This window comes from Paenimyroides ceti (assembly GCF_030409925.1).
This window is the reverse complement of sequence record NZ_JAUFQU010000047.1, coordinates 1-12,268: the sequence shown is the minus strand read 5'-3', so window position 1 is coordinate 12,268 and position 12,268 is coordinate 1. Positions and strand designations below refer to the sequence as shown.

Genomic DNA, 12,268 nt, shown 5'->3' with positions numbered 1-12,268 from the left:
ATCTATTATTTGAATAAATCCATTCCGGAATGTTAGGCATTCCGTCTTTCGCAGCAACTGCTAATTCTGTTCATTGATTTTAGCTGCCTTTTCCAGGCTTTGTTTAGAGTAAGAATAAGATAATCTTCCAATTGCTCTTTATCTTCAAGCAAGCGATCGTCAATATTGATTGTTCTTATTTTGCTGTTTGCCGTTACCGTAACCTGCAGAAGATTGTCGGAACTGTTTTCATCTATCAAAACCGTATCTAAACGTTTTTTAGTTTCTTCTACTTTTTTCTGAGCTTCCTGTAATTTGCCCATCATACCCATTAAATCGCCAAACATTCTATTATGTATTAAATTGTTAATGGTTACAAAAATATCAAATTGAAATGATTTTCAAACTCTTTTAAATTGAAAATGCACCTTCCTATCTTATGGAATTGTACTATTTTTGCATGTTACTATATTTTTTTGAAAAATGAAACCAGATATATATGAAATAAATGAGCCTATTGCGGCTATTAAACTGTGCGTTTAGAAAAACACGGAGACATCCGGACTGATAATTATTTTTGGATGAACGAGAGAGAGAATCCGGAAGTAATCGATTACCTGAATGCAGAAAATGCTATTATGAAAAATGTACTGCACATACCAAACAATTGCAGCAGGCATTATTTGAAGAAATGAAATCGCGCATCAAAGAAGACGATGCTTCGGTGCCGTATCTCTACAACGGATATTATTATATTACGCGTTTTGAAACGGGTAAAGATTACCCTATTTATTCGCGCAAAAAAGGATCTCTTGATGCTCCTGAAGAAATCATGTTTGATTGTAATGTAATGGCGGAAGGTTTTGCTTATTTTCATCTATCGGGTATTAACATCAGTGATGATAACCGATATGCCGCTTTTGGAGTCGATACTGTTTCCAGAAGAGAATATACCCTACAGATAAAAGATCTGGAAACCGGAATTATTTTACGGTAAAAATTGAAAAAACAACCGGAAGTTCTACCTGGGCAGCAGATAATAAATCCCTTTTTTATTCCAGAAAAGACGAACAAACATTACGGCCTGATCAGATCTTGAAACATTGTCTGGGGACCGCTACTCAAGAGGATGTTCTTATTTACAACGAAAAAGATGAAACGTTCAGTACTTATATCTATCGTTCCAAATCAAAAAAATATCTGATTATCGGCTCTGACAGTACGCTTACAACGGAATATAGAATTCTCGAAGCTACCAATCTACTGGTAAGTTTAGTGTTTTTCAGAAGAGAACAAGAGGTCTGGAGTATAGTATTTCTCATTATGGCAATAGCTTTTATATTCTCACAAATAAAGATAAAGCGACGAACTTTCAACTGATGCACACAACGGAAGATGCTACCGGTAAAGAAAACTGGAAGACTGTCATTGCACACAGAGAAGAAACACTTTTGGAAGGTATTGATATTTTTAAAGACTATTTAGTAATTCTGAACGGACAAATGGTTTAACACACATAAAAATACAACCATGGCAACAGCCGGAAAATGCGTATTACTTACCTTTTGATAGTGAAACGTATACCGCATACACCACTACGAATGTAGATTTTGATACTGATATATTGCGTTATAGTTATCAATCCATGAAAACCCCGGCCTCAGTAATCGATTTCAATATGGATACACGTACAAAGGAGGTTAAAAAAGAACAACCTGTTTTAGGTGATTTTGATAAAGATAATTATACTGAAGAACGCCTTTGGCTACAGCTGCTGACGGAACGAAAATACCCATGTCTGTTGTATACAAAAAGGGAATAGAAAAAAACGGAGAAAATCCGCTGCTTTTATATGCTTACGGATCATACGGTTCTACGATGGATCCTTATTTTTCAAGCATACGGCTTAGTTTATTAAACAGGGGCTTTATCTATGTCATTGCACATATTCGCGGAGGAGAAGAATTGGGAAGATATTGGTATGAAGAAGGAAAACTACTTCAAAAGAAAAATACCTTTACTGACTTTATCGATTGTTCAAAATTTTAATTGAACAGAAATACACCTCTGCAAAACATCTGTACGCAGAAGGTGGTTCTGCAGGAGGTTTACTGATGGAGCGATTATGAATATGCAACCTGAGCTTTATAACGGTATTATTGCTCAGGTACCTTTTGTTGATGTGGTTACTACTATGCTCGATGATTCTATCCCGCTGACCACAGGTGAATATGATGAATGGGAAATCCGAATGATCCGGTGTATTATGATTATATGAAATCCTATTCTCCTTATGATAATGTAACCGCTAAAGAATATCCAAACCTCTATATATCAACGGTTTACATGATTCCCAGGTTCAATATTGGGAACCCGCTAAATGGATTGCTAAATTAAGGGCTTTGCGGACAAATAAAAATTTATTATTTCTCGACACTAACATGGAAGCAGGACACGGTGGGGCATCCGGACGTTTTGAGGCCTTAAAGGAAGTAGCAAAAGAATATAGCTTTTTGTTAGATTTAGAAGGAATAAACGAATAGTAAAAAAAAAATTTATTAATTTTGTCAAGTTGTAAGGGAATGAAAAAACTTCTCTTTTAAAATAATAATTATGAAAGAAGAGATTCAAGCTCATGATATTTTAGACCTGATCGGAAACACTCCATTAGTTAAAATTAACAAAGTATCAGAGGTTTAAAAGGTAATTTTTACGCGAAAGTAGAAGCTTTTAATCCGGGGCACTCATCAAAGACAGAATTGCTTATCATATTATTGAAGAAGCTGAAAGACAAGGCATTCTGAAACCCGGAAATGTCATTGTTGAAACAACATCTGTAATACAGGATTCAGCATTGCAATGGTCAGCATTATTAAAGGATATGAATGTGTTTTAGCAGTTACTTCTAAATCATCCTCAGACAAAATTGATATGCTGAGAGCTATGGGAGCTAAGGTATATGTTTGTCCGGCAAATGTATCAGCAGATGACCCAAGATCCTATTATTCTGTTGCGAAACGTCTTCACGAAGAAACCGCCGGATCAGTTTACATCAATCAATATTTCAACGATTTAAACATTGATGCACACTATAAAACCACCGGTCCTGAAATATGGAATCAGACCAATGGCAAGATTACCCATCTGATTGCCTGTTCCGGAACAGGAGGTACCATCTCAGGTACTGCACGCTATCTTAAAGAACAAAATCCGAATATCAAAATACTGGGAGTTGATGCATTTGGCTCTGTATTAAAAAAATTTCACGAAAACCCACGAACTGGATCCTTCTGAAATTTATCCTTACAGAATTGAAGGAATGGGTAAAAACCTCATCCCTACTGCAACCGACTTTGATGTGATTGATAAGTTTATAAAAGTATCTGATGAAGATGCCGCTCATATGGCACGAAAGATATCTAAAACAGAAGGTTTATTTGTAGGATACACCTCCGGAGCTGCTTTTCAGGCTGCCAAACAGTTTGTGAAGAAGGCGAATTGATGAAAACAGTAATGTCATCATTATATTTCCGGATCACGGATCACGTTATATGAATAAAATATACAGTGATGAGTGGATGAATGAACAAGGCTTTTTTGATAATGTTAACCGCGAAGAAGAAAAACAGATTGAGTTTATTAAATAACACTTGATTTTCATTAATAATAAAACAGTTGTAATTAAAATATTACAACTGTTTTTTTTTGAGAACTAAAAAACCATAAAACGATCTCTTAATCAATCCTCAAAAACAAAAAAGAGAGGGTAAGCCCCTCTCTTTTTATTTAAACCACTCGTTTTTCAATATATTTGGAATTCATGATTCTCACAATTCCCATATAGTCCATGGTAAATTCTACAACGCTTCCTACCTGATACTCATGATTGTTTTCACCAAGATCAAGTACAATCATATCTGATGTTGCTCCAGCAATTTTGATGGTCTCATCTGTAGTTTCAAGATGATTGACATCGATATCCAGTATTCCGATATCAATAAGTGCCGGTTAGAGGTTTTTCGATATCATCTGATCAAAAGTAATGGTTTCACCTTCCAGATTGGTTCCCATTTCACCTGAAGGTACAATGGGTTTCTCATACAACTCAATAATTTCTGCATAGAGTTTAAAAACACGCTGTTTTAACGTAGCGTAACTGGTATTATTATACACATTGGTTCCCATGAATAAGGTTTCACCGATTCGGAAATGGTTGATTCCTTTCGGCAAAATATTCTGTTCAATCAAGGGTATGGTTACAGAAGAGCCTCCGGAAATAAATGCTATTTTTTTATTGAATTTTTCTTCTACAAGTGCTTATACAGACTCAATTGAATGAGTTTATCAGCATTGGGCAATATTCCGTATAAACAGGATAAATTAGTTCCCAAACCGATCACTTCAATATGATCGAGTTCAAAAATATCTTCATAAAACTGGATAAAGTCTTCTCTCATAACCCCTCACGTAATTCTCCCAAATCAATCATGATAATCACCTGATGGATTTTTTGCTGTTTCTTCGCTTCCTCCGACAGCATTTTTATGGTAGTGATATCAGAGTTAAGACTTACATCTGCATATTGTACAACTTCTTCTATCACGCCTTTTGCCGGTGGTTTTATATAAAGTGTACGGGCATTGGGATTAATGCTTTTGATGATCTTTAAGTTAGAAGTTCTTGAATCGGAACAGTTCGTAACGCCCAAATCCAGTAACACTTCAAGATACTTTTTATTTCCGCACAAGATTTTGGTCACAATAGACCAGTGAATACCCTGCTTATCAAAAAAATCATTTAATACTTCAAAATTGTTCTTTAGTTTTTGTTTATCTAATGTGATATATGCCATAACTTTATTTTATATATCTCATTTCAAGATACTTATTGGTAAATCCTAATTTTTCATATAATTTTCTTGCCGGATTGTCAGGTTCTACATGCAAGGCAATATTGCCTTCACTTGATTCAATAGCATTCTGCATGAGACTCATACCGATTCTTTCCCTCTATAGTCCTGATGCGTAGCAATATATACTAAGATATTTTCCGGAATATAATCTTTCATTCCCGTTTCATTCACCACTGTAACACCGACTATTTCTTCATCGATAGTGGCTACCAATACAAATCCGGAAGTCTCTCTTTCAGTCTGATTCAAAGCATACATTACTGCTTTTTCAATATCTTGTTTAGGATCTCCGTACTGCTGCAGGTTTTCATAAAGAAAGTTGACTGCATTGGCTTGGGCTGTTTTCGACAGGGACGTTTGTGCATCCCATTTTTTAATAATAATCATTTTGTTACTTTTTAAATTCGTAATATCCCAAATTTAAAAGAATATATCACAAATCAAAATTTAACTGTTTTTTTTAGGAAAACGGAATTGATGCTGTTGAAGGATCTCAATTAAAAGAATTCGAAGATTTAGTTGAAAAAACATTCATCTCTACAGATGCAGAAGAAGTAGTAGAGGGAGTTGTAGTAAGAATCACTGACAGAGATGCAATTGTTGATATCAATGCAAAATCTGAGGGTGTTATCTCTTTGAATGAATTCCGTTACAATCCTAACTTAAAAGTAGGAGATACTGTAGAGGTATTAATTGATGTTAGAGAGGATAAAAACGGTCAGTTGGTTTTATCTCACCGTAAAGCCCGTACAATTAAAGCTTGGGATAGAGTTATTGCTGCAAACGAAACAGGAGAAATCGTTAATGGTTTCGTAAAAGCAAGAACAAAAGGTGGTATGATTGTAGATGTATTCGGAATTGAAGCATTCTTACCAGGTTCTCAAATCGATGTTAAACCAATCCGTGATTACGATCAATATGTAAACAAAACAATGGAATTCAAAGTGGTTAAAATCAACCATGAGTTCAAAAACGTTGTAGTTTCTCATAAAGCATTGATCGAAGCAGATATCGAAGTACAGAAAAAAGAGATCATCGGTCAATTAGAAAAAGGTCAGGTATTAGAAGGTATTGTTAAAACATTACTTCTTACGGTGTATTCATCGATTTAGGAGGTGTAGATGGTTTAATCCACATCACTGACTTATCTTGGTCACGTATCAACCATCCATCAGAAGTGTTGGAATTAGATCAGAAATTGAACGTTGTAATCTTAGATTTCGATGATGAGAAAACACGTATCCAATTAGGATTAAAACAATTAAATGCTCATCCATGGGATGCTTTAGATGCTAACTTACAAGTTGGGGATAAAGTAAAAGGAAAAGTAGTTGTTTTAGCTGATTATGGTGCTTTTATTGAAGTGGCTGAAGGAGTAGAAGGATTGATCCACGTTTCTGAAATGTCTTGGTCAACACATTTACGTTCTGCACAAGACTTCGTAAAAGTTGGAGATGAAGTAGAAGCAGTGATCTTGACTTTAGATAGAGAAGAGAGAAAAATGTCTTTAGGTATTAAACAATTAACGCAAGATCCTTGACTGATATTACTGCTAAGTATCCGGTAGGTTCAACTCACGAAGGTGTAGTTCGTAACTTTACTAACTTTGGAGTATTCGTTGAATTAGAAGAAGGTATTGATGGATTAGTTTATATCTCTGACTTATCTTGGACTAAGAAAATCAAACATCCATCTGAATTTGTTAACGTAGGTGACAAATTACAGGTAGTTGTATTGGAGTTGGATGTTGAAGGACGTAAATTATCTTTAGGTCACAAGCAAACAACTGCTAATCCATGGGATCAGTATGAAGATGCTTTTGCAGTAGGTACAGTTCATAATGGAACAATTTCTGAAGTAGTTGATAAAGGAGCTACTGTTGAATTCGGTGACGATATCGTTGCTTTCATTCCAACCCGTCATTTAGAAAAAGAAGATGGTAAGAAATTGAAAAAGGAGACGTTGCAGATTTCAAAGTAATTGAGTTCAACAAAGAATTTAAAAGAGTTGTTGCTTCTCACACTGCTATCTTCCGTGAAGAAGAAGAGAAAAATGTAAAATCTCAAGAAGAGAAATCAAATAATAATTCTATGAACAACGCTGCAGAGAAAACTACTTTAGGTGATATCGATGCGTTAGCAGAATTAAAAGCTAAAATGGAAAAAGGAGGAAACTAATTTCTTCATTTTAATAGTATTTCAAAAGAGCCATCCTTTAAGGATGGCTCTTTTTATTTTTATAAAAAAGATGAATTGCTGAAGAATACTTATGTAGTAAGTGTTTCTAAAATTGAGGATGATGAATTTTGGCATTTCTCCTTTTAAATCGAGGGAATAAATTTGAATCATTTTGGTTTCATCTTTTTTTATTTACTATATATATGTTGTGTATATATTATAATTGTTTTTCCTCTGTTCGAAATAAGCTACTTTTCTGAATAATAAAAAAAAACTTCCGGTTTTTTGAGGTGAAATTCACCTCTTGTAGTATTTTTTAAAACTTTGTTTGTTTTCAAAAAGTGGTTTTAAGCTTTTTTTGTTTGAAAAGTGCTGGGTTTAAAAAAGGGAATGCTGTTTTTTTGAGGTTTTGAGTATTGTGAGAGAAAAAAAAGAGTGTTGTAAAATTAAGGTTACCAGCGTATTAAAATAAAGTTAAAAAAGGTTTTAAAAAAATTAGGAAAGGATAAAAAAAGGGTAGTATATTTGCCCTCGCAATCCGCAAGAAGTTCTTTAAATATTAAGTAAGCCTTAAAAAAAATAACAAAAATAAATTTTGTTAGAAATAAAAAAAGGTTGTAGCTTTGCAACCCAATCAAGTAGATAGGGATTGAGAAAGTTCTTAGAAAAGCCGTCAAAATATTTTAAAAAAAACTTTAGAAAAAGTTTGGTGGAAATAAAAAGAGTTTCTATTTTTGCACTCGCTTACAAAAACAAGCGAAGAGATAAAAAGACACGTTCATAGACATATTGGATTTACAGCATAAAGAGAGTAAGTAATTCGTAAGAATTGTTTTAACGCAACATCAAAAAATATTAAAAATTATACGATGAAGAGTTTGATCCTGGCTCAGGATGAACGCTAGCGGCAGGCCTAACACATGCAAGTCGAGGGGTAGAAGTCTTCGGACTTTGAGACCGGCGCACGGGTGCGTAACGCGTATGCAATCTACCTTGTACAGAGGGATAGCCCAGAGAAATTTGGATTAATACCTCATAGTATATTTGAATGGCATCATTTAGATATTAAAGTTCCAACGGTACAAGATGAGCATGCGTCCCATTAGTTAGTTGGTGTGGTAACGGCATACCAAGACGATGATGGGTAGGGGTCCTGAGAGGGAGATCCCCCACACTGGTACTGAGACACGGACCAGACTCCTACGGGAGGCAGCAGTGAGGAATATTGGTCAATGGAGGCAACTCTGAACCAGCCATGCCGCGTGCAGGATGACGGTCCTATGGATTGTAAACTGCTTTTATACGGAAGAAAACGAGTTACGTGTAACTAACTGACGGTACCGTAAGAATAAGGATCGGCTAACTCCGTGCCAGCAGCCGCGGTAATACGGAGGATCCAAGCGTTATCCGGAATCATTGGGTTTAAAGGGTCCGTAGGCGGTCTTATAAGTCAGTGGTGAAAGTTTTTAGCTTAACTAAAAAATTGCCATTGATACTGTTAGACTTGAATTACTTGGAAGTAACTAGAATATGTAGTGTAGCGGTGAAATGCTTAGATATTACATGGAATACCAATTGCGAAGGCAGGTTACTATGAGTTAATTGACGCTGATGGACGAAAGCGTGGGTAGCGAACAGGATTAGATACCCTGGTAGTCCACGCCGTAAACGATGGATACTAGTTGTTTGGCCGCAAGGTTGAGTGACTAAGCGAAAGTGATAAGTATCCCACCTGGGGAGTACGAACGCAAGTTTGAAACTCAAAGGAATTGACGGGGGCCCGCACAAGCGGTGGAGCATGTGGTTTAATTCGATGATACGCGAGGAACCTTACCAGGGCTTAAATGTATTCTGACCGCTTTGGAAACAGAGCTTTCGCAAGACAGATTACAAGGTGCTGCATGGTTGTCGTCAGCTCGTGCCGTGAGGTGTCAGGTTAAGTCCTATAACGAGCGCAACCCCTGTTGTTAGTTGCCAGCGAGTAATGTCGGGAACTCTAGCAAGACTGCCAGTGTAAACTGAGAGGAAGGTGGGGATGACGTCAAATCATCACGGCCCTTACGTCCTGGGCCACACACGTGCTACAATGGCCGGTACAGAGAGCAGCCACCTAGCGATAGGGCGCGAATCTATAAAGCCGGTCACAGTTCGGATCGGAGTCTGCAACTCGACTCCGTGAAGCTGGAATCGCTAGTAATCGGATATCAGCCATGATCCGGTGAATACGTTCCCGGGCCTTGTACACACCGCCCGTCAAGCCATGGAAGCTGGGGTACCTGAAGTCGGTGACCGCAAGGAGCTGCCTAGGGTAAAACTGGTAACTGGGGCTAAGTCGTAACAAGGTAGCCGTACCGGAAGGTGCGGCTGGAACACCTCCTTTCTAGAGATGGTTAAAACATTACTCTCGCTGTTAATTCAAAAAAAAAAGAAGTAAAAATTACAGAGTCTCGTAGCTCAGCTGGTTAGAGTACTACACTGATAATGTAGGGGTCGGCAGTTCGAGTCTGCCCGGGACTACAATTTTACTTAAAAAAAGGAAATTTTAGAAGATGAGTATGAATTACACATTCATTCAAAATTCAACATTCATAATTTAAAAGTTCAAAATTATAATGGGGATTAGCTCAGCTGGCTAGAGCGCCTGCCTTGCACGCAGGAGGCCATCGGTTCGACTCCGATATTCTCCACTATTTCTGTTAGCTCAGAAAAACCGTTCATTGACATATTGGAAAACAAACAAAAGTAGAAAATATTTAAAAAATAAAGCACATTTAATATTTTTTCGAAAGAAAAGGTATTAGATATAGAGCACAATAAGCAAAATAAGGCGTATGGGGGATGCCTAGGCTCTCAGAGGCGAAGAAGGACGTGATAAGCTGCGAAAAGCTGCGGGATTTGCACACAAGAATTGATCCGCAGATATCCGAATGGGGCAACCCAATACATTGAAGATGTATTACTCCGATAGGAGGGCAAACCGCTGAACTGAAACATCTAAGTAGGCGGAGGAGAAGAAAACAAAAGTGATTCCGTAAGTAGTGGCGAGCGAACGCGGATTAGCCCAAACCAATGTTGTTTCGGCAATATTGGGGTTGTAGGACCACAATATTTTATGCAAAGCGAATTAGAACAACCTGGAAAGGTTGACCGAAGAAGGTGATAGTCCTGTATAGGTAAGCGATGTAATAGATAGTGGTATCCTGAGTAGGTCGGGGCACGTGAAACCTTGATTGAATCTGGCGGGACCATCCGCTAAGGCTAAATACTCCTGAGAGACCGATAGTGAACCAGTACCGTGAGGGAAGGTGAAAAGAACCGTGAATAACGGAGTGAAATAGATCCTGAAACCATACGCTTACAAGCGGTCGGAGCCCATTCGTTGGGTGACGGCGTGCCTTTTGCATAATGAGCCTACGAGTTACCGTTGCTGGCGAGGATAAGCACTTCAGGTGTGGATTCGAAGCGAAAGCGAGTCTTAATAGGGCGCTATAGTCAGTAATGGTAGACGCGAAACCGTGTGATCTACCCATGGGCAGGTTGAAGTTTGGGTAACACTAAATGGAGGACCGAACCGGTTGACGTTGAAAAGTCTTCGGATGACCTGTGGGTAGGGGTGAAAGGCCAATCAAACTCGGGAAATAGCTCGTACTCCCCGAAATGCATTTAGGTGCAGCGCTGATAGAGTTTATTAGAGGTAGAGCTACTGATTGGATGCGGGGGATTCACCTCCTACCAATTCCTGACAAACTCCGAATGCTAATAAATGCTTATCAGCAGTGAGGGCATGGGTGCTAAGGTCCATGTCCGAGAGGGAAAGAACCCAGACCATCAGCTAAGGTCCCAAATGTATGCTAAGTTGAAAAAACGCGGTTTGTCTGCACAGACAGCTAGGATGTTGGCTTGGAAGCAGCCATTCATTTAAAGAGTGCGTAACAGCTCACTAGTCGAGCGGACGAGCATGGATAATAATCGGGCATAAGCATACTACCGAAGCTATGGATTGTATATTTATATACAGTGGTAGGGGAGCATTCTAAACTGGGTAGAAGGTGATATGTGAGTATTGCTGGACTGTTTAGAAAAGAAAATGTAGGCATAAGTAACGATAATGCGGGCGAGAAACCCGCACACCGTAAGACTAAGGTTTCCTCAGCTATGCTAATCAGCTGAGGGTTAGTCGAGGAAATAAAATCAAACCCGGAGGAAATTTTGATGTTTCAAAAGTGGTACAAACGTTACCCGGAGTCGGTTTAAGCAATGGTGTAGGTGAGCGGAATGATATTATCATACGTGGTGGTGCACCCAATGAAAACGTTATTATCTGGATGGTATAGAAATACCAGTTTTTAAACCACTTCCAGACACAGGGAAGTTCGGGAGGTGCACAGGGATTTTGAACGTCTCGTTTATCGAGGATCTCAAACTGACAACATCTGCATTCGATTCGAGATACAGCGATGCATTGTCTTCTTACCTTTGTTATCAATCAAAGAAACGGTAACCCCGATCGTTTGTCGGGAAATATTCGTGCAAGTATGACAGAAACCGCATTAACGCTGGAAGGTCCGCTTTCCCCTAAAACAACATTCCTGAGTTCTGTGCGTAAATCCTATTTAGGAATGCTGTTTTAAAATGGTAGATCTCCCAATCCGTCCAGACTTTTATGATTTTCAATATAAAGTTAATCACAAATTCAATGATAAGACAACATTAACTGCTATTGGTATTGGAGCCATTGATAAGTTTGGATTTGCACCTACAAAGGAATCTACTCCCGAACACACTTATATTCTCCGTTCAACGCCTTATGTAAACCAATGGACTTATACCATGGGCTTTAATCTTAACAGAAAGATCGAGAATGGCTACATGAACTTCACCTTAAGTAGGAACATGTTCAATACAACATTGGATAAATTTGAAGACGAGAACAAAATTGAACAGAACAGGACTTTATTAATCGAATCAGATGAAGTGGAAAATAAGTTCCGTTTTGATTACAATAAGTTTGTTAACGGTTGGAAGTTTTCAGCTGGTTTGGATGCCCAATACGTAGGTTATAACGGAGATGTATTTAATAAAGTGTCTGCTGAGGTAAAAGATGAAGATGGCAATGTTGTAGCCCCAGAAAGAACCATCCAGTTCAACAGTAAGATCGACTTCTTCAAATATGGATTGTTTGCGCATGCTTCAAAACGTT

General features: G+C 37.9%; 11 protein-coding genes, 2 tRNA genes, 1 rRNA gene, 7 pseudogenes and 1 other annotated feature. Of the genes and pseudogenes, 13 read left to right on the top strand and 8 right to left on the bottom strand.

Translation table 11 applies throughout. The features are described from left to right. Window positions 1-5 precede the first annotated feature (5 nt). A pseudogene (locus QW060_RS21945) lies at window positions 6-326 on the bottom strand (YbaB/EbfC family nucleoid-associated protein). 234 nt (window positions 327-560) lie between these two features. On the opposite strand from QW060_RS21945, the pseudogene QW060_RS28665 reads away from it, so the two are divergent. The 7 genes and pseudogenes from QW060_RS28665 (at window position 561) to QW060_RS21935 (ending at window position 3,626) form a co-directional block, all read left to right on the top strand. Continuing rightward, window positions 561-976: pseudogene (locus QW060_RS28665) on the top strand (hypothetical protein). Next, on the top strand, window positions 889-1,359 hold the full coding sequence (locus QW060_RS28660; RefSeq protein WP_397386126.1) for a hypothetical protein: 471 nt from the start codon (window positions 889-891) through the stop codon (window positions 1,357-1,359). Before QW060_RS28665 ends, QW060_RS28660 begins: the two are co-directional and overlap by 88 nt. Continuing rightward, window positions 1,281-1,801 (top strand): annotated as a pseudogene (locus tag QW060_RS28655) (hypothetical protein). Before QW060_RS28660 ends, QW060_RS28655 begins: the two are co-directional and overlap by 79 nt. Then, a pseudogene (locus tag QW060_RS28650) lies at window positions 1,774-2,257 on the top strand (prolyl oligopeptidase family serine peptidase). Before QW060_RS28655 ends, QW060_RS28650 begins: the two co-directional pseudogenes overlap by 28 nt. Next, a complete protein-coding gene (locus QW060_RS28645; RefSeq protein WP_397386124.1) occupies window positions 2,218-2,376 on the top strand; it encodes a hypothetical protein in 159 nt (52 codons plus the stop codon). The pseudogene QW060_RS28650 and the gene QW060_RS28645 overlap by 40 nt, the downstream one beginning before the upstream one ends. Beyond that, complete coding sequence (locus tag QW060_RS28640) at window positions 2,313-2,522, top strand: prolyl oligopeptidase family serine peptidase (protein ID WP_397386125.1); 210 nt, start codon at window positions 2,313-2,315, stop codon at window positions 2,520-2,522. Before QW060_RS28645 ends, QW060_RS28640 begins: the two co-directional genes overlap by 64 nt. A gap of 70 nt (window positions 2,523-2,592) precedes the next feature. After that, window positions 2,593-3,626 (top strand): annotated as a pseudogene (locus tag QW060_RS21935) (PLP-dependent cysteine synthase family protein). Between the two features lie 139 nt (window positions 3,627-3,765). Here QW060_RS21935 and QW060_RS21930 read toward each other — a convergent pair. From QW060_RS21930 to QW060_RS21905, 6 genes are all read right to left on the bottom strand, one after another. After that, window positions 3,766-3,894 (bottom strand): hypothetical protein, encoded by a 129-nt coding sequence (locus tag QW060_RS21930; RefSeq protein ID WP_290365153.1) that lies wholly within the window; start codon window positions 3,892-3,894, stop codon window positions 3,766-3,768. 93 nt (window positions 3,895-3,987) lie between these two features. Then, on the bottom strand, window positions 3,988-4,209 hold the full coding sequence (locus tag QW060_RS21925; protein WP_290365152.1) for a hypothetical protein: 222 nt from the start codon (window positions 4,207-4,209) through the stop codon (window positions 3,988-3,990). A 77-nt stretch (window positions 4,210-4,286) separates the two neighbouring features. Next, window positions 4,287-4,436, bottom strand: coding sequence for a hypothetical protein (locus QW060_RS21920; protein ID WP_290365151.1), 150 nt, complete (start codon window positions 4,434-4,436; stop codon window positions 4,287-4,289). Continuing rightward, the gene (locus QW060_RS21915) at window positions 4,433-4,831 is read right to left on the bottom strand and encodes an alanine racemase (RefSeq protein WP_290365150.1); all 399 of its coding nucleotides are present in this window, start codon (window positions 4,829-4,831) and stop codon (window positions 4,433-4,435) included. The genes QW060_RS21920 and QW060_RS21915 overlap by 4 nt, the downstream gene beginning before the upstream one ends. A 4-nt stretch (window positions 4,832-4,835) precedes the next feature. Continuing rightward, a complete protein-coding gene (locus QW060_RS21910) occupies window positions 4,836-4,973 on the bottom strand; it encodes a GNAT family N-acetyltransferase (RefSeq protein WP_290365149.1) in 138 nt (45 codons plus the stop codon). Then, on the bottom strand, window positions 4,970-5,278 hold the full coding sequence (locus tag QW060_RS21905; protein ID WP_290365148.1) for a GNAT family N-acetyltransferase: 309 nt from the start codon (window positions 5,276-5,278) through the stop codon (window positions 4,970-4,972). The genes QW060_RS21910 and QW060_RS21905 overlap by 4 nt, the downstream gene beginning before the upstream one ends. 77 nt (window positions 5,279-5,355) lie before the next feature. Between QW060_RS21905 and rpsA the strand changes: the two are divergent. Beyond that, a pseudogene (gene rpsA / locus QW060_RS21900) lies at window positions 5,356-7,068 on the top strand (30S ribosomal protein S1); the annotation flags it as partial. 21 nt (window positions 7,069-7,089) lie between these two features. On the opposite strand, the gene QW060_RS21895 reads toward rpsA, so the two are convergent. After that, entirely contained in the window at window positions 7,090-7,239 is a 150-nt protein-coding gene (locus QW060_RS21895) for a hypothetical protein (protein WP_290365147.1), read from the bottom strand. A gap of 695 nt (window positions 7,240-7,934) precedes the next feature. Here QW060_RS21895 and QW060_RS21890 point away from each other — a divergent pair. The 5 genes and pseudogenes from QW060_RS21890 to QW060_RS21870 form a co-directional block, all read left to right on the top strand. Beyond that, window positions 7,935-9,448: ribosomal RNA gene (locus QW060_RS21890) — 16S ribosomal RNA — on the top strand. 63 nt (window positions 9,449-9,511) lie between these two features. Further along, window positions 9,512-9,585, top strand: a tRNA-Ile gene (locus QW060_RS21885). A gap of 97 nt (window positions 9,586-9,682) precedes the next feature. Then, a tRNA-Ala gene (locus tag QW060_RS21880) sits at window positions 9,683-9,755 on the top strand. A 138-nt stretch (window positions 9,756-9,893) separates the two neighbouring features. Beyond that, window positions 9,894-11,382 (top strand) — a sequence feature (23S ribosomal RNA rRNA prediction is too short). Between the two features lie 143 nt (window positions 11,383-11,525). Continuing rightward, window positions 11,526-11,699: a hypothetical protein gene (locus tag QW060_RS21875; protein WP_290365146.1), complete on the top strand. Its 174-nt coding sequence runs from the start codon at window positions 11,526-11,528 to the stop codon at window positions 11,697-11,699. 1 nt (window position 11,700) lies between these two features. Next, a pseudogene (locus tag QW060_RS21870) lies at window positions 11,701-12,268 on the top strand (hypothetical protein); the annotation flags it as partial.